General features: G+C 70.0%; 13 protein-coding genes and 1 pseudogene. 4 read left to right on the top strand and 10 right to left on the bottom strand.

Features of this window, described 5'->3' with window-relative positions; all coding sequences use genetic code 11:
* Positions 1-30 precede the first annotated feature (30 nt).
* The 3 genes and pseudogenes from ACIQHQ_RS33930 to ACIQHQ_RS33920 all read right to left on the bottom strand — a co-directional run.
* Entirely contained in the window at positions 31-318 is a 288-nt protein-coding gene (locus ACIQHQ_RS33930; protein ID WP_402619606.1) for a hypothetical protein, read from the bottom strand.
* 268 nt (positions 319-586) lie between these two features.
* Positions 587-832, bottom strand: a complete 246-nt coding sequence (locus ACIQHQ_RS33925) for a DUF5133 domain-containing protein (protein WP_402619604.1) — start codon at positions 830-832, stop codon at positions 587-589.
* Positions 833-1,159: 327 nt separating this feature from the next.
* Positions 1,160-1,864, bottom strand: a pseudogene (locus ACIQHQ_RS33920) (S1 family peptidase); the annotation flags it as partial.
* Between the two features lie 246 nt (positions 1,865-2,110).
* On the opposite strand from ACIQHQ_RS33920, the gene ACIQHQ_RS33915 reads away from it, so the two are divergent.
* Positions 2,111-2,236, top strand: a complete 126-nt coding sequence (locus ACIQHQ_RS33915; protein WP_402619601.1) for a hypothetical protein — start codon at positions 2,111-2,113, stop codon at positions 2,234-2,236.
* 93 nt (positions 2,237-2,329) lie between these two features.
* Here the strand turns inward: ACIQHQ_RS33915 and ACIQHQ_RS33910 are convergent, their stop codons facing one another.
* Entirely contained in the window at positions 2,330-3,004 is a 675-nt protein-coding gene (locus tag ACIQHQ_RS33910; protein ID WP_402619598.1) for a TetR/AcrR family transcriptional regulator, read from the bottom strand.
* 104 nt (positions 3,005-3,108) lie between these two features.
* Here ACIQHQ_RS33910 and ACIQHQ_RS33905 point away from each other — a divergent pair, with 104 nt between their 5' ends.
* Positions 3,109-4,131, top strand: coding sequence for an NAD(P)-dependent alcohol dehydrogenase (locus ACIQHQ_RS33905; RefSeq protein WP_402619595.1), 1,023 nt, complete (start codon positions 3,109-3,111; stop codon positions 4,129-4,131).
* Positions 4,132-4,831: 700 nt separating this feature from the next.
* Here ACIQHQ_RS33905 and ACIQHQ_RS33900 read toward each other — a convergent pair.
* From ACIQHQ_RS33900 to ACIQHQ_RS33890, 3 genes are all read right to left on the bottom strand, one after another.
* Positions 4,832-6,532, bottom strand: a complete 1,701-nt coding sequence (locus ACIQHQ_RS33900; RefSeq protein WP_402619592.1) for an alpha-amylase family protein — start codon at positions 6,530-6,532, stop codon at positions 4,832-4,834.
* On the bottom strand, positions 6,523-7,527 hold the full coding sequence (locus ACIQHQ_RS33895; protein ID WP_402619589.1) for a TIGR03885 family FMN-dependent LLM class oxidoreductase: 1,005 nt from the start codon (positions 7,525-7,527) through the stop codon (positions 6,523-6,525). The genes ACIQHQ_RS33900 and ACIQHQ_RS33895 overlap by 10 nt, the downstream gene beginning before the upstream one ends.
* Before the next feature lie 409 nt (positions 7,528-7,936).
* Positions 7,937-8,815, bottom strand: coding sequence for a hypothetical protein (locus ACIQHQ_RS33890; protein WP_402619587.1), 879 nt, complete (start codon positions 8,813-8,815; stop codon positions 7,937-7,939).
* 409 nt (positions 8,816-9,224) lie between these two features.
* Here ACIQHQ_RS33890 and ACIQHQ_RS33885 point away from each other — a divergent pair, with 409 nt between their 5' ends.
* Entirely contained in the window at positions 9,225-11,030 is a 1,806-nt protein-coding gene (locus tag ACIQHQ_RS33885; RefSeq protein ID WP_402619584.1) for a B12-binding domain-containing radical SAM protein, read from the top strand.
* A 26-nt stretch (positions 11,031-11,056) separates the two neighbouring features.
* Here ACIQHQ_RS33885 and ACIQHQ_RS33880 read toward each other — a convergent pair whose 3' ends face one another.
* The 3 genes from ACIQHQ_RS33880 to ACIQHQ_RS33870 all read right to left on the bottom strand — a co-directional run bounded on the left by ACIQHQ_RS33880 (position 11,057) and on the right by ACIQHQ_RS33870 (position 13,797).
* Positions 11,057-12,001: a DMT family transporter gene (locus tag ACIQHQ_RS33880; RefSeq protein ID WP_402619582.1), complete on the bottom strand. Its 945-nt coding sequence runs from the start codon at positions 11,999-12,001 to the stop codon at positions 11,057-11,059.
* A gap of 697 nt (positions 12,002-12,698) precedes the next feature.
* Positions 12,699-12,998 carry a DUF6506 family protein gene (locus ACIQHQ_RS33875; RefSeq protein WP_402619579.1) on the bottom strand — a complete coding sequence of 100 codons (300 nt, stop codon included), beginning with the start codon at positions 12,996-12,998 and terminating at the stop codon, positions 12,699-12,701.
* Between the two features lie 412 nt (positions 12,999-13,410).
* On the bottom strand, positions 13,411-13,797 hold the full coding sequence (locus ACIQHQ_RS33870) for a gas vesicle structural protein GvpA (protein ID WP_402619576.1): 387 nt from the start codon (positions 13,795-13,797) through the stop codon (positions 13,411-13,413).
* A 366-nt stretch (positions 13,798-14,163) separates the two neighbouring features.
* Between ACIQHQ_RS33870 and ACIQHQ_RS33865 the strand changes: the two genes are divergently transcribed.
* Positions 14,164-16,932 (top strand): hypothetical protein, encoded by a 2,769-nt coding sequence (locus tag ACIQHQ_RS33865; protein WP_402619573.1) that lies wholly within the window; start codon positions 14,164-14,166, stop codon positions 16,930-16,932.
* Positions 16,933-17,345 lie beyond the last annotated feature (413 nt).

The raw sequence follows: 17,345 nt of genomic DNA, 5'->3' as shown, positions 1-17,345 counted from the left end.
GCCACCGTCCGCCCTCGAGCCGAACCAGGTTCAGCCGAGACCGCGATGGGCTGCCCACAACGTCCCGGCGCGGCTGGCCGCTTCGACAACCAGAGCCGCCAGTTCTGGTTCGTCGGGGACCGGGAACGACACATATGCGCCCCGACCACCGGCGACTGGTCGGCCATAGGCTTTCGCGGCGAGGTGACCGTCCGGGAGAAGCCGGATGTTGAGCGTGGTCAGTTGGAACTCTTCACCACGTCGAGTGTCCGTCCAGCGGAGCGCCTGCGGGATCGTGACGTTGATCGCCAGAGCACTCACTTCCAGGTCGCTGCTCATGGACGGATCCTCTCACGCGAGTCGCACAGGCGGCGGGCGAAGTGGACAGTTTGATCAGGACTCGATACGCGCCCTGAGGGGTCCTCGAGTCCGTACACGATCAGCGCACTCCCCCGCACGACAAAGGGCCTATGCGGCGGGCTGCTTCGTGCCGCGCGAGATCATGGGCCGCCGGCTGCCCGACCTCACTACGAACCGGTCATGGCGGTGAGTACGAGCTTGGCTGACGGCCGCGTGCCGACGGTGCGTGAGCAGACGAATGCCCGCCCTACGCAGCCAGCGTCTCGTCCTTCCGGGTGGCGCTCTCACGGCCCGCCCCATACTGCTCAAGCAACGCATCGGCCGCCGGCAGAGCCTGCTCGGCGGTGCGCGATCCGGTCATGACGCACAGCGTGTACGTGGAGTCTTCGAGTGCCCGGCTGGTGCGGCCGGTGGGGCGCACGTCGTGCTCGATGCGTGCCTGGGCGAACCGGGCCAGCACAGCGCGCAGTTCCTTCTCCGCCGGAAGAATCATGGTGATACCTCTCCCCTCACAACCCATCCACCGACGGGTACTGGAACCCCATCTGACGCCGCGCATCTCCATCACAGCGTCAAGCAGACTCCAAGTGCCCACCACAAGGATGTGTACGCCACCGCGTTCAAAGCGCTTCGGCCCACTCCGCGCTGGTGACACAACCACCGGGTCACGACCGGGGCCTGGCCCATCCCCGCCCCGGGCAAGGGAAAGGGCGGGCGCAGCGCCGCGCTCGGTGATGTAGAGCGGGTCGGGGTGGCAGGACGTGGTGAAGGACCGCGGCACCTGGCGAGGGTGGCCGCCTTGAGGTTGCGGCCGATTCACTCAGGCGGCGTGGCGGGCCTTTCGATGGCGTACTGCGAGGGTGGTGTCGCCACCGGTGGCGAGCAGCGCGGCGGCCACTACTGCGATTTCTGCGGTGTTGTCGTTCGCGCCGGTTTCGGCGAGGCCGGCGACGTCGGCCGCCATCGCCGTTGCCCTGTTGGTCTTCATGGTCTTGTCGATCCAGTCCGCGTAGGCGGGCGCACTGGTGTAGAGGCCGGGGCCCTGTGAGCACGGCACCTTGGGGGCGCCGGGCCCCGAAGTGACGCCGATCAACTCCCAGCGGCCGTCCCGCCCCTTTTGGACCTGCGGTCCCCCTGAGTCCCCGAAGCACGCCATCGCCTTGGGCACGGTGGAGATCGTGCACAGCCGGGTCCCGTCCGCGTAGCCGGGTGCGCACTCCGATGCGGCGCCCCTGCGGGTGCTCAGCTCCTGCAGCCGGTCCGGGAACGTGAACTCGGTGTCAACGGTGGTGCCGAAGCCCAGGAGCCGTGTCTGTGTGCCGGGCGGTGCCGCCTGCCCGGCGATCCTGAGGGGTTGCCAGGTGACCGGGTGATCCAGTCGTACCAACGCGATGTCGTTCTTGTTGGCAGCCCTGTTCTCTCCGTTCGTGTAGCCGGGGTGGACGAAGGTCCGGTCGACCTTCCGGACGGTGCCGCCGGACTTGCGGTGGTCACTGCCGACCCTCACGATGCCTCCCAACTTGAGACCCTCGCCCTTGAACGCAACGCGCGGTGACACGGAGGGCATGACCGCCGACCGCCGGGGCGTCATCTCCAAGAACTGCACCGCGGACGCCACACAAGACCTGCACGCCCTGCGCGGCATACCGGTGCTGCTGACCCTCGCGGGCCATGACATCAACGTGGACACCGCCGACACGGAGCGCGTCTACCGCGAAGTGCTGGACCCCGGCAGTGCATTGACGGTCAAGCGCTACCCTCACGGGTCCCAATGCTCAAACAGTCCGTGGAGCAGTCGGGCGTCAAGACCACGCTCACCGCGCTCTTCTCCCCCCGCGCGCTCTTCGTGAACGGATTGCTGAGAGACCAGCGACAGTTCCTGAAGGACCTCGGCTGAGGCGGCAACGGTTCTTGAGCGCGCCGCTTCCGGCAGCGGCACACCGCTTCGACATGGCAACGAACCGGAGGTGGCCGGTACGCCGCCGGCCCGTCAGCTCGACACTTGCTGGAGGCCGTCGAGGATGAGGTCCAGCCCGAACTCGAACTCGTCGCCGAACGCGTACCCGGGCCGCATGACGTGTGCGGTCGCCATCTCGGTGAGATGGGGGTACTCGCCATCGCCGAAACCGCTCATGATGGAATCCGCCAGTTCGGCGGACTCCTGCGGAGAGTCAAAGGGCAAGGCCTTCTCCTGCAGGGCGAACCCGTAGATGTAGCTGTCGAGAACCGACACGGCGTGAGCAGTCAGCGCGAGAGAGAACCCGCTCTCGCGCAGGCAGCCGAGAACGGCGTCATGGTGGCGCAGGGTGGCTGGGCCGGGAGTGGACCGTGACTCCATCAGCCCGATGGCCCAGCGGTGGCGGGACAGTACGAGACGCATGGAGATGGCCCGCTGCCGCATGGCCTGTCGCCATCCGTCACCCGGCGTGGGTAGCTCGATCTCGCCGAACACCAGGTCGACCATGCCGTCGGTCAGGTCCTCCTTGTTGGCCACATGGTTGTACAAGGACATCGCCTCGACTCCGACGGCCTCGCCGAGCTTGCGCATGCTGAGTGTCTCCAGGCCGCCGGAGTCGGCGAGTTCGACTGCGGCACGCAGCACCCGCTGCCGGGTGAGCGGCTCGCGGCTCGCCTGACGGACGGTACGTCGGGTCACGGTGGACATCCCTTCCTCTCGGTCTCCCAGCATTGACGAGCTTACGCCGTAAGTGCTGTACTTACGGCGTAAGTACGCGGCCGACACGAATGGGAGCAGGGACCATGCGGAACATGAGTGAGCGGATCGCAACCGCCGACGAGACCAGGACGATGGCGGCAGTCGTACAGGAGCGTTACGGCGCCGAACCGGAAGCCGTGCTGCGCGCGGGTCGGCTCGCTCGGCCCGACATCGAGCCGACCGAGGTGCTGGTACGTGTGCGCGCCTCCAGTGTGGACCGGGGCACCTGGCACATGATGGCCGGCCTGCCGTACGCGGTCCGGCCTGTCAGCGGCCTGCGCAGGCCGAAGCTCCCCAATCCCGGCCGCAGCATCGCCGGTGTCGTCGAAGCGGTCGGCCACGAAGTGACCGGGTTCGCGCCCGGCGATGACGTCTACGGCACGGCGGTGGCCGCGTTCGCCGAGTACGCCGCCACCCGTCCTGACAGAATCGCCGCCAAACCGCCAGGACTCACCTTCGAGGAGGCCGCGACGGTACCCGTCAGCGCGCTCACCGCACTCCAGGCGGTTCGCGACAGGGCCAGGATCCAAGAAGGCCAGCAGGTCCTGATCACGGGAGCCGCGGGCGGTGTAGGCACCTTCGCCGTCCAACTCGCCCACGCCTTCGGCGCCCGGGTCACCGCCGTCGCCAGCACCCCCAAACTCGACGCCGTACGAGCCCTGGGCGCCGACCACGTGATCGACTACACGCGCGAGGACTGCCTCGCCGACCCACGACGCTATGACGCCATCATCGACATAGCGGGCCAGCGTGGTCTGCGGGATCTGCGCCGGTCCCTCACGCCCCGCGGCAGGCTGGTCATCACCGGTGGTGAAACGGACGGCCGCTGGCTCGGCGGCACCGACCGGCAGCTGCGCGCACACCTGCTGTCCCCGTTCACCGGACAGCACCTGGGCACCTTCATCTCCTCCGAGCACGCCGACGGGTTGCGCGACCTGACCGTTCTCATCGACGCGGGCACGCTCAGGCCTGTCGTGGACCGTGTCTTCCCGCTCGCCGAGACTGCCGCAGCCATCCGGCACCTTCTCGACGGCCGCACCACCGGCAAGGTGGCGCTCGCCCTGCCCGCGGAGTGACGCCGCAGGCCGCTTCCGGCAACACGCCGCCCACCGGCGGCTCGTGAACATCGCCACGTCCGGCGGCTGAATGGCCCCCTCACCCGACACGTATGGGGGCGCCCCGGAGCCTGTGAAGACCTGATGCTCCTCCACGAGAGGGCAGGGGAGCCGCGCCGCGCTGAAGAGGCGGGCCCTCGCACGGTCTTCGAACACGGCTACGGCAAGGCTCTGCGACGCTTGTGCGCACACCGCGGCGAGGCGGGTGACCGGGTCGGAGCCGCACAGGCCCCGGCGCTGGGATCGTGTCCGGGCTGGGAGGAGTACCTGGTTTCAGCGGCCGGTGGGTTCTGGGAGGGGCCGACCTCGATGCGGCGTCGTCCGCCTCCGAACAGGCGGTCGCTTGTGACCGCCCCGAAGGACAGGTGCTGCTCGCGCTGATCGCCCGGGCGCGGGCGGCAGAGAGACACAGGAGCACGCCGTCGGCCAGGCCGCCGCTTTCCGGGGGCGGTGAAGGGCTGAGCGGTCGGTGCTCGGGAACCGGGCCCAGGACCGGCTCCGGGCGGTCCCGGGGCCGGTCCGACGAGCAAGGGGCCGGTCCGACGAGCAAGGGCGCCAGGGTCCTCGGGGTACTTCGCCGCTTCCATGCGGCAGGTGCCGCCTCTCTTCGTCCGTGCCGTGGGCCTCGATCGCCTCGCCTGGCTTTCCGGTGGGCACCGTGTCAGTCGGTGGCGACCCTTTCGGGGTCGTCGCCCGGAGTGCCGACGCGCAGCCACCGGTACCCGTAGGCGGGCAGTTCGACGGCGAACCGACCGTCGTCGGGCACGGTGGAACCCGCGTGCCCTTCGTCGAGCAGATCCGTCAGCCTCCCGCCGGCCCCGGCCTCGGGCAGCCGTACGCGCGCGGTGACCGGCCGGCCGGCGAAGTTGTGCAGGGCCAGGACGCTGCCGTCGGTGGTGTGGCTGACGTGGGCAAGGACGGAGCGCTCCCCGCTCTCGACCAGCCGGTACTCGCCCCAGGCCAGCTCGGGAGCCTCCCGGTAGCGCTCGGCGAACAGGCGCATGCGGCTGAGCAGGGAGCCAGGGTCGCGGCTCTGCTCGTACACGTTGACCTCCTGGGGTGCGAACGCACCCTCCGGCAGGGGGTTGGGGAAGGTGTCGGGCGCGCCGGTGGAGAATCCGGCGCCGGGCTCCGGGGTCCACTGCATGGGCGTGCGGACGGCCTGACGGCCCTCGGCGGCCAGGTTCTCGCCCATGCCGATCTCCTCGCCGTAGAAGAGCACAGGAGTGCCCGGCAGGGTGAACAGCAGGCTGTAGGCGAGTTCGATTCGGCGGCGGTCGCCGTCGACCATGGGCGGGAGCCTGCGGCGCAGACCGCGGTCGTACAGCTGCATGTCCTTGTCGGGGCCGAAGGCGGCGAAGACCTCGGCGCGTTCGTCGTCGCTCAGCTTGTCGAGGGTCAGCTCGTCGTGGTTGCGCACGAACGTGGCCCAGTGGGCGTCGCGGGGGGCCGCGGGCCGTTCCCGCAGCGCGGCGGCGAGCGGGCCCGCGTCCTCGCGCGCCATCGACAGGTACATCTGCTGCATCCCGACGAAGTCGAAGCACATGGTCAGCTCGTCCCCGCGGTCCGAGTCGGGGTCCCCGAAGAACCGGCAGAGGCCGTCGTACGGCAGGTTGACCTCGCCGAGCAGCACGGACTCGCCGTTGCGGCGGCCGAGGAAGGCGCGCAGGTCGGCGAGGTACTCGTGCGGGTCGGGCAGCGCGTCGGCGTCGTCCTGGCCGTCCGTCTCCAGCAGGAAGGGCACGGCGTCCACCCGGAATCCGGACAGTCCGAGTTGTGTCCAGAAGCCCATGATCCGTGCTATCTCGTCGCGCACCTCGGGGTTGGCGACGTTGAGGTCGGGCTGCTGCTTGTAGAAGCGGTGCAGGTAGTACTGGCCACTGCCCTCGTCGTACTCCCACAGGCTGTCCTCCGCGTCGGGGAAGACCACTCCCTCGGGCCCATTCTCGGGAGGCTCGTCCTTCCAGACGTACCAGTCGCGGTGGGCGGAGTCCCGGCCGGATCGGGCGTCCTGGAACCAGGGATGGTCCTCGGAGGTGTGGTTGACGACGAGGTCGGCGATCACGCGGATGCCGCGGTCCCGGGCCGTGCGGACGAACTCGGTGAAGTCGCCGAGCGTTCCCAGGCGGGGGTCCACACCGTAGAAGTCCGTGATGTCGTATCCGTCGTCGCGTTCCCGCGTCGGGTAGAAGGGCATCAGCCACACGCAGGTAACGCCGAGGCGCACCAGGTGGTCGATGCGCTGCGTGAGGCCCGCGAAGTCGCCGATCCCGTCGCCGTTGCCGTCCTGGTAGGTCTCGACGTCCAGGCAGTACACCACGGCGTTCTTCCACCACAGGTCGGATGTGCGGGTCAGACGCATCGGTACTCCTCGGCCGTGGCGGGCAGCGGGCGGGTGACGTCGAGGCGCGGCAGCACCTCGGCGCCGAACGCGTCGATGAACGCGCTCTGTTCACGGCCGACGTGGTGCAGCATCACCGCGTCGAAGCCGAGTTCGGCGTACTCGTGGAGCCAGGCGGTGTGCCGGCCGAGGTCGGACGAGACGTTCACGGTGCCCGCCACCTGCTCGGGCGTCACGTGCTCGCTGACGATGTCGAACAGTTCTGCTGAGTCCAGGTCCCAACTGACAGGTGGGGCATGCACGTTGGTGCGCCATTGGTCGTGCGCCAGGGCGAGGGCCCGGTCGTCGTCGGGCGCCCAGCTCAGGTGCACCTGGAGGTACACCGGCCCGCGCCCTCCCGCGTCGCGGTAGGCACCGACGATCTCGCGCAGCCGTTCCCGGGGGGCGTTGACCGTGATCAGGCCGTCCGCCCACTGCGCGCACCAGGCCGCTGTGGCCGTGCTGCACGCGGCTCCGATCAGTGGCGGTACGGCGGGCGGCAGCGTCCACAACTTGGCCCGGTCCACGGTGACGAGTCCGTCGTGGCTGACCTCCTCCCCGCGCAGCAGGGCGCGGATGACGTCTACGCATTCGCGCAGCCGCGCGTTGCGGACCTCCTTGCGGGGCCAACCGGCCCCGGTGATGTGTTCGTTGGACGCTTCTCCACTGCCGAGCGCCACCCAGAACCGGCCTGGATACATGGATGCGAGGGTGGCGACCGCCTGGGCGACGACCGCCGGGTGGTAACGCTGGCCAGGGGCGTTCACCACGCCGAACGGCAGATGGCCGGTGGCCTGGAGGGCGGCGCCGAGCCACGACCAGGCGAATCCGGATTCCCCCTGCCGTTCGCTCCACGGCGAGAAGTGGTCCGAGCACATGGCGGCGGTGAATCCCGCCTGTTCCGCGTGCACCACGGCGGCGAGCAGGTCCGCGGGCGGTATCTGCTCGTGCGAGGCGTGTAGCCCGTAAACAGTCATGCCGAGCGGTTACCCCCGGGATCCCCGTGCAGCGGAGAGCAGACCGGAAGAAACCGGCGAAGCCGTTGTGCCCCGGCGGACCGGCGGCGAACCCGGGCGCGCATTTCGTCGAGTCCGTACCGTCAGCGGTCATGGGATCAAGAGCTCTGTGTCGGGCCGGTCCTCACACCACCGCGGGAAGGTTCACGGAGACGGTCTCGTGGGTCTGGCCGGGGATCGTGAAGCCGATGTCCACTAGCGCACCGCTAGTTCGACGGTTGCGGAGACGGCTTGAGAGTGCGGTTGACGACCAGCGCTCACATGCCGTGCCCTTTCCGGAGGGGAGGAAGGTAAGGGTTGGTCTCGCGACCGATCCACTCCTCCGCGCCAACTCGTCACTCGAGTTCCCGGCGAGCGGGCCGAAAGGAGGTCAACGCGTGGAGGTCCACGTGCCCTCGGTGAGTCCGACTGGGTTACCGGTCGGGATGATTCCGGAGTCCAGGACTCTCCGTGCGAGTGGTTCGAGCAGGCGGGCGAGGCGGGTGGTGGCGTCGTCGCCCAGCGCCTGCCACGGCGTCAGGGCCGCCGCGTCCGTGTCCGCCTCCATCTGCTCATGGGCGGCCGTGCCGGCCTCCGTGAGGCGCCCCTCCTCGTCGAGCCAGCCGCACTCACGCAACTTCACGTGCGCCGCCCGCCACTCCTCGACCTGCCACTGACGGATGCGTTGCTGGAACTCGGCGTCCGTTTCCCCTGTGGCGCTCTTGAGCACCAGCGCCTCGACGGGTCCCAGACGACGGCCCACCAGTACGGCGACGTGGCCGTCGCCGCGGTGTTCGCGCAAGGTGGTCACGGCCTGCCAGAGCCTGACGTGGGGCTGGGCCGGGCGGAGCAGGGCCTGATTGGCCGCGCCGAGCACCCGTCCCGCCGTGTCCGCGGCGCGGGCGGCCTCCCAGGCGAGGTCGGCGGCCTCGGCCAGCTCGGCGGAGGCGACGACGTCCGGACCGAAGAAACTGGACATCGCGGCTCCCATGGCCTGCTCGCGCGCCTCGATCACCTGCTCCGGGGATGCGACAGCCCAGGCGGCGGGCAGCGCGCTCGCCGCCCGGTCGGGGTGGAAGACGTAGAAGGAGCTGGTGACGACGGAGGCGGGGACCGGACCGAGAGGCGCCGCGCGCAGGGCGAAATAGCCCCTCCAGTAGCCGCGCAATCCGAGACCGTCCGCGGCCTCGCGCACCTCGGGGGCGAAATAGACGAGTTGGTGGACCGGTTCGAACCTCTCCCACATCGCCCGTGCGACGCTTTCGCTCATCTTCAGGCCCTCCCGGCTCATCCTGCGCGGCTGCGACGAACACCGAGAGGCAGCATCCATCATGACAGCGGTCATAACAACCCTCGGTCTGTGGATCATTGACCCCTGGGTAAGTCCTGGCGGGACCGGTTGTCGCAACCGTGGCGCTGGAGGACCTGGTTGCGGACCGGGCAACCCAGCACCTGAAGGTGGTGCGCTGCCGGAGCGCATCGCAGAGACGACCTGGCGCCGCGGGTGCGCCGGCTACGCCGAGGCCTCGCGGTCCTCTGCGTCTTCCCCGTTCGGCCCGAGGGTCCGCTTTACGCCATTTCTGCGGGAATGCCGCTCGCAGCAGTGTGATGCACGCCACGATGACGAGCGAACTCCCGTTCGCATCGGTCCCTTGGTCAACCGATCAGAAGGAGCGCTCGTGAATCACGCCGTACCCCCCTTACCCGTGGTGGTCGAGAATCCGGTCGTCAAGTTCTCCAGCGCCCCACAGCGTCCGCCCCTGCGACATCTGGGCATGCCCTCCCTGCGCACGTCGGTCTCCGGCGCCCGGCGGCGTGCCTGCGGTGAGGCGCCCCGCGTTCTGCTCCTCGTGCCCTCGTACACGCGGGTCGTGGAGCCCTCCCCCGACCGCAGCAGCTTCCGGGCACTCGGGCTGGACACCTTCGAGGTCATGAAGCGGGCCGGCACCCCGATCGGGCTTCTGCGCATCGCGGCCAACGCCCGCCTCGCCGGCTTCGACGTCCGCATCGTCGACTCGCCCTTCGCCGGCTGGGAGCAGGAACGCCGGCTCGTCGACCTCGGCGCCGGCAGCAGCCTGGTCCGCTACGGCCTCGACGACTCACAGCTGCGGGCGATCATCGAGGAGTTCCAGCCGGACGTCGTCGGCGTCCAGTGCATCTACACGGTCCAGTGGGGCAACGCGCGCGCCCTGGCCGACCTGGTCAAGGACATCGACCCGGCGATCGTGACGGTCACGGGCGGCGCCCATCCCAGCGGCGACTGGCAGTACGCCGTACCGGACTCTCCCTTCGACCACGTCGTCATCAACGAGGCCGACCAGACCTTCACCGCCTTGCTGCTGGCGCTGACCGAAAAGGGCGGCGACATCGACGCGGTGCCCGGCCTCGCCTACCGGCGGGCCGATCTCGCCGTGGTGCGGACCACCGCCACGTCGCCGTACATGCGCATCCTGCCGAAGCGGCAGGGGCTTGACCAGCGGCTCGGCATGATGCCGCTGCCCGACTTCGGGATGCTGGACATGCGCCAGTACGAGCAGGCGTACCACTCGTCGGGCAAGCGGGTGCGTGAGCACGGTTCCTGGGCACAGATCTTCTCCACCATCGGCTGCAACGTGGGCTGCGACTTCTGTTACATCCCGATGGTGAACGGCCCTTGGCGGGCGCTCGGCATCGACTGGTTCGACCTGCACCTCGCCGAGATCACCAAGCAGGGTGTGACCGAGGTACTCATCGAGGACGACCATCTGCTGCACGACCCGCTGTACGCGCTGCGCGTCTTCGAGCTGCTGCGCAAGCACGACCTGCCGTGGGTGGAGGAGGGCGGTCTGAGCCTGTTCAACCTCGTCCTGCTGCACTTGGGCGAGGAGTTCGCGAACGGCATGGCCGACGCCGAGCGGCGCAACCCCAACTTCCGCAACGTCCTGTCCGCGATGCGTTCCGGACTGACCTGCCGCGACCTCATCAGGGCGATGGCCGAAGGCGGCTGCTACAGCGTCTATCTCGCCGTGGAGAGCGCCAACGAGGACAGCCTCGAGCAGTCCGGAAAGCCCCGTCTCAACGCGTTCCAGAAGGCCACCGGCGAGATCGTGGAGATGTTCACCGAGTACGGCATCCAGGTCACCGGCGGATTCATGCTCGGCTTCGTCAACCCGCCCGAGCGGCCCGGGGCCGAACCGTACATCGAGTCGCTGGAGCAGATCGAGAAGACCATCGACTACGCGGTCACGCTCATGGGCCACGGGATGGCGTACGCCAACCCCTTCATCGTCACCCCGCTGCCGGGCACCAGGATGTGGGACTTCCAGAAGGACTACGTCGTACGGCACTACGACAACGGCTGGTCGCACGAGAAGGCGACCATGGAGACGGAGAGGTGGAGCGCTGAGGACATCGAACGCATGCGGCTGGAGCTGCTGGTGCGCGCCAACGGCGCCGACAAGGTGACCGAAATGGTCCGTCGCGGGACCTGGCCCGTGGACGCCTGACGGGTTCGCGACGGGTCGCGACCGGCTCAGCCCCGGCGGCGCGCCGCACGCAGCGCGTCCGCCGAGGCGAGCATGGCGCCACCGGTGATCAGCACGCAGGCGGCGGCGACGAGCCAGCTCGCGTCGGCCCGTCCCGTCGCGATCAGCAGAGCGGTGGACAGCAGCGGGGCGAAGTACGACAGGGTGCCCAGGAGCCGGATGTCGCCGTGCTTGGTGCCGTGGTCCCACATGTAGAACGCGCCGCCGACCGGCCCGAGGCCCAGCGCGAGCACCGCGAGCCACTGTCCGCCGTCGGGCCGGACCGTGTCCTCGAACAGCAGATGGCAGACGGCCGCGAGCAGCGCGGTGGCCAGGCAGAAGAGCGCCACCATGTCCGTCGGAACCTTCGGATACCGCCGGTTGGCCACCGAGTACGCCGACCACACCACCGCGCAGACTGCGGCTGCCGCGTACCCGGCCAGGTAGGCCCCACGGAACTGGACGCCCTGCCCACCCGTGACGAGCAGGAATGTGCCGCCGAGTCCGAGCAGCGCGCCAGCCGCGTGCCACCAGCGCAGCCGTTCACCCGGCAGCAGGGCGGAGAACACGACGATCAGCAGCGGCCACAGGTAGGCGATGAGGCCGGCGTCGACGGCGGGGGCGTTGCGCAGGGCGACGAAGTAGAAGAAGTGGTAGCCGAACAGGCCGCCGACGCCGAGCGCCCAGGCTCCGCGGGGCACCGCGCGAACAAGTTCCCCGCCGCCACGCAGCGCCCGGGGCAGTCCGAGGACGCCGCCCACCGCGAACGCCATCGCGGTGAGCTGGAACGGCGGAATCCGCCCGGTGAGCGTAGTGAACAGGGCCAGCGAGGCCCACAGCAGTACGGCCCCGGCGCCGATCGCGGTGGCCCTGAGCTGGTGCGCCGGGTTCGGCGCGATGTCGTGCGCCCTCTCCGGCGCCGCGGCCCCGGCTCGCGCGTCCCGAGCGTTCACATGCCCTCCAGCCCAGCGCCGGCGTATGACGGCTCGTCAACCTGCGACCACACAGAGGCATCGTAGGGAGGCGCACGGCGGGGACCCGCGCTTTCCGGTCAGCGGGCGGTCCGGAGCCGATGTGGAGGATCGGGCGCGGCACTCGCGCTCCCCGCACCGATGGTGCTCACCGCCATCCGCAGGTCGGCGGCCCTGGCCGGCGCACGCTCGGCCATGCCCTCCGGATCGAGGTAAGACGTCGATCAGCAGCGCGCACGCTGCTCGCGCCACACCGGGGTCGCGTGAGGAGACGTGTGTGAGAGCGATTTACTCACCGGGTCCGACGCCTTGTACGCGAGCAGGACCGCAGGACCGCAGGACCGCAGGACCGCAGGACCGCAGGACCGCAGGACCGCAGGACCGCAGGGCCGCAGGGCCGCAGGGCCGCAGGGCCGCAGCAGCGTGGAGCCAGCACCTCTACTGTGTCTGTCGCTCCTTGCCTTCCCGCGTCCTTGGTTCCGCGCTGCATCGAGACGGGCGAGCCCTTCCAGCGTCGCCGGCGCTCGTCGTCAGGCTGATCCGCCAGGGCGTGCCCCGCTCGCCCAGGGCGACCTTGGCGGGTGCGCGCGTGCATGCGTGCACGCGCTGCCCGCTCGGCGCTCGCGTCGCCCGCAGTCGTCGCGGCGCGCACCGCCCGACGGGCCGACATGAGGTGCTGTCAAGCGAAGATCGCGTGCACCTGATCAACCGCTTCGGGCCCATAGCCGACCACGCCCACGGGGACCGCACCGTCGATCGCCTCGATGACCCGCCCGGCCCATACTGGCCCGAACCCCCCGCACACTTCGATGAGTTGCACGCCCTCGGCCACCAGGCGGCGCGCCACCTCGATGCCCTGCTCGGGCTTCGCCACCCCGACGAACACAGTGCGGCACATCCCTGTGTCGACGACGTTGACCTCACCATCCGCCGCACTGCCGTCCGCCGTGTAGAGGAAAGCCCAGTGTGTGAGCGCCATGCGCATCGACCTCCTGTGACTGTCAGGGGCACCAGCCAATCAGAGCTGAGGTGGGAAACGCTTGGATCCGAGTTGATTCGTGTGTGATCCGCGCCGCACAGCGGAAATGCCCCTGCACCTGCTCTTCGAGACTCCCATCCTTAGGGCGACAGCGCCCGCTCCAGCGCCGTGCTGTGGGCACTTGCCCGGCGCATCGCCAAGGAGTACCCCACCGGCAGGCGGCGAGCCGGACACAAGAGCGCCGATGCGCTGTGGTCTGCGGGTGCCAGGCGGATGACCGACGACGACGCGGACGCAGCCCTTCGGCCGGGGCCAGGGGAGGCGGCCGGTGACCACAGCCGCACGGCCGTTGGCTGACGCTCAGCAAGAACGTCGCCGACCCGCATACCGTCGAAGGCAGAGGCTCTGTCACCTATGCGCGGCGCCGTGCGCCCTGGCGCTGCCGGCCCTCGTCGCGGGCTTGCTGGAAGGCGTCGGAGATCGCCTCCGCGGCACCGGCCAGAGCTCCCTTGGTCTTGCCGCGGGCGCCGGACTCGGTGACTTTGCCCGTGAGCTCCGTGAGCCCGGCCGGCTTGCGAGGCCCCGCCTCCAGATCGAGTCGGTTGCACGCCTCGGCAAAACGCAGGTACGTGTCCACACTGGCGACCACGATGCGCACGTCGATCTTGAGGATCTCGATGCCGACAAGGGAGACCCGCACGAACGCGTCGATCACCAGCCCTCGGTCGAGGATGAGTTCGAGAACGTCGTAGAGGCCACTGGAACCGCCCCCGCCACCCTGCTGCGTCGCGATGGTCATCGCGGCCACCCCCTGTCGTCTGTCCGTGTGCGTAGTCCCACCGGCCCTGTCTGCTCTGAGACGCAGCCTTTGACTGCGGGTAACCCCTCTCCCCTGAGATCAAACGCACGTGCGAGTCATTGGCGAGGGAGTCCTTCAGCGGAGGCCCACGTCTCTCCCTCGAGGTCGGTATGTGCAATCGCCGGCCGCGTGTTGCGCGGTGACGTCCCGGAGGGTGATCAGCTTCACTGACTGATCGCTTCGCTCGCCCGTCATCGGCGGTCTCCTCCCAGACAACCCACAGACATTCCTTCCCGTCCTAGGTGACGCGAGAGGCGCCCGGGACCGACGGGACGTCTGCGCACAGGGTTACTGAGGAGAGGATCATTGATCCGTGCCCGGCGAATATGTGTGACCGCCGTGGCGGTGCTGGCGGCCCTGGCGGGCTCGCCCGGACTGGCACAGGCGCAACAGCCCTACGAACCGGGGCTGTTGAGCGCGACAGATGACAACCCACTTCCGCCGGGGTGGCGGATGGACGGGGAGGGCGGGGCGCCCGAGCTGGTCTGGCGGGCGCCGAAGGCCGTGCCCATGGGGGATGCGCGAGTGGAGTTCCGTACCGGGGACCGGCTGCTCGGGGTGCCGAAGCCGGCGAGGGACGGGCGGACCTTCCGGCTCGCCCTCGGGGAGATGCGGCCCGAGCAGCTGACGGGTCTTCAAGTGACGGCCGGGGGACGCCGGCTGGACGCGGCCGCCGACGAGACGCACCGGCCCGGCTCGCACGGGGCGCGGGTGCCCGCGAAGGCGCCGGCGAACGGTGTCGATCCGGGCAAACCCGGCTCGTACCGCACGGTCGCCGGGAAGTACGAGCTCGACCCGGTGCGCCTGCCCGGGTTCGACACCCCGGTGGAGATGACCGCCGAGGTGGTGGCACCGAAGGGCGTCACCGGCAGCCGGCCGCTCGCGCTGTTCCTGCACGGCCGCCACAACACCTGCTACAAGCCCGGCTCCGAGGACGACATAACCGGTGACTGGCCCTGCGCGGACGGCTACAAGCCGATCCCGAGCCACCTGGGCTATCAGCGCGACCAGCGACTGCTCGCCTCCCAGGGCTATGTGACGGTGTCGATCTCGGCGAACGCCATCAACGCCCAGGACTGGGATGCCGAGGACGCCGGCGCACAGGCGCGTTCCTCGCTGGTACGGCAGCACCTCGCCCGCTGGGCCGACTGGACCGCCCATCGCCCCTCGGCCCCGGCCGTCGTACGCAAGGCGGCGAAGGCGGACCTCTCCCATGTCCTGCTCGTCGGCCACTCGCGCGGTGGTGAGGGCGTCAACCGGGCCGCCATGGACAGTCTCTACCCGCCGCCGGCCGCCGAGGACGGCTACCGGGGCCCGGTGCGCTGGAAGGTCCGCGGGACCGTGCTCATCGGACCGACGATCTTCGGCCAGAATCCGGTCGCCGACGTGCCGTCCGTGACGCTGCTGCCGGGCTGCGACGGCGACGTGTCCGACCTGCAGGGCGAGAACTTCGTCGACGGGACGCGCGGGATCAGCCGGGGCACGGCACTGCACAGTGCGGTCTACATGGTCGGCGCCAACCACAACTACTTCAACAGCGAGTGGACCCCGGGCGAGGCCGTCGCACCGGCCAGGGACGACTTCTGGACCGACCCCGAACAGCCGGACCCGGTGTGCACGCCGGGCGCCGCGACCCGGTTGACCGCCGCCGAGCAGCACAAGGCGGGCTCCACGTACATCGCCGCCGCGGCCCGGCTCTTCCTCTCCGGGGACGACCGAGTCCGACCGCTGCTCGACGGTTCCGGCAAGCGGGCTCCGTCCGCCGACCCGGCCCGGGTGCTGACCCACGCGGTCGGCGGCCGCCGCAGTGGTGGTTTCCTGCCGGACGGCGGGGCGAAGGTGACCGGCGCCCGGCTCTGTTCGGCGATCGACCCCGACCCGGCCGTGGCCTGTCTGGACCCGGAGACCCCCGGATCGTCACCGCACTTCGCGCTGTGGGAGACGAAACAGGAGACCGGCCGCAGCGCGGTGCACCTGAAGTGGTCCGCGCCGGGCACGGCCGCGCGTATCACCGCGGCCGAGCCGCTCTCCCTCCGCGGCTCCCAGAAGCTCGCGTTGCGGGTCTTCGTACCGCCGAACACGACCGGCACGAAGGTCGACGTGTCCGTCACCGACTCCTCCAACCGTCGGGTGACGCTGGGCTCGGTCCGGGTGGACGGGCTCCCGGGCTCAGCGAACACCGCCTCCTACTGGGCTCAGGAGCTGCGCGTCCCGCTGTCGGCCGCGACCCGGGCCGGGCTCGATCTCAAGCGCGTCAAGTCACTTGAGCTGACGCCCCGTTCACGCACCGGGCGGGCCTGGCTGATGGACGCCTGGGGCTGGGCACCCGGCACTTCGTCGGTGAAGGCGGCCGCCCTGCCGCGTGTCGACGTGGGCCGCACGATCGTCAAGGAAGGTGACTCGGGCACCCGCACCTACCGGATCCCGGTCGGGATCTCCGGGCACGGCAGCGGGCAGGTCCGCGTGTACGTCCTCGACCCGGACAGCGGCCGGTCGAAGAACCGCCTCGTGACCGTACGGCCCGGAAGCGCCGCGATCGACGTGCCGGTCGAGGTGAAGGGCGACACGGCCTACGGCGACGACGTGGAACACGACATCGCCGTCAAGGCCGTCCGCAACGCCGTCGTCGGCAAGTACCGGGGCGGGCTCACCGTCGAGAACGACGACCCCGAGCCGGTGATCACCCTCTCGCCGGTCGCGGACCGGGTGAGCGAGGGAGAGACGCTGACCTGGCGGCTGTCCGTGGACGCGCCCACGGCAGCGGACATCTACCAGCCGGTCCGGGTCCTTCCGGTCACCGAAGGCGCCGAGCTGTCCACCACGGACGTGGACCCGCAGTGGCTGAAGGACTCGTCCGGTGACGTGCCCGACCCCGATCGGCCGCTGTCCGACGCGCGCCTGTGGGTGTGGGTGCACATCCCGCCCGGGAGCTCCGGCGTGGACTTCGTCGTGCCGACCGTGCGGGACCAGGTGGCCGAGCCGACCGAGTCGATGCGCCTCGCGCTGACCGACAACAACGCCGAGCCGCTGCCCGACAGGCCGGTGCTGACGGGGACGGTGCTGGACAAGCGGTGAGCACGATGTACGAGGCACGGTGAAGCTCCCCTCGTGCGGGGCCCGGTCTTTCCGGGTCCCGCACTTCACAGCTCACGCGGGTTCCGTTCAGCGCGCTGGTCAGGACCTCTCGGCGTCCTCGGCTCCGGCTGGGCACGACTCGTCGGCTGCCGGGCACCGACGGGATGACGCACCACGGACCCGGCAGGACGAAGAGAAGGGTGCGACGCGGTGTCAGGGGCGGAGGCTGTCGGGCAAGGCGGTCATGACCGAGGTCGATCCTTCGCTGCGCCGGCTGGGTATGGACCACATCGACGCCTACCGGATCACCGCAATGACCACGCGCCCCGTGGGAGGAGACGCTCGAGGCGCTCAGCGACCTCATGATGCGTGGCCTTCCACCCTGCATCGTCGTCCGCGTCGGCCGCATCTCG

Origin of the sequence: Streptomyces sp. NPDC092370 (assembly GCF_044755265.1) — a bacterium.
Taxonomy (GTDB): Bacteria; Actinomycetota; Actinomycetes; order Streptomycetales; family Streptomycetaceae; genus Streptomyces.
The sequence above is the reverse complement of the archived record's forward strand: the minus strand, read 5'-3'. Positions and strand labels throughout refer to the sequence as shown.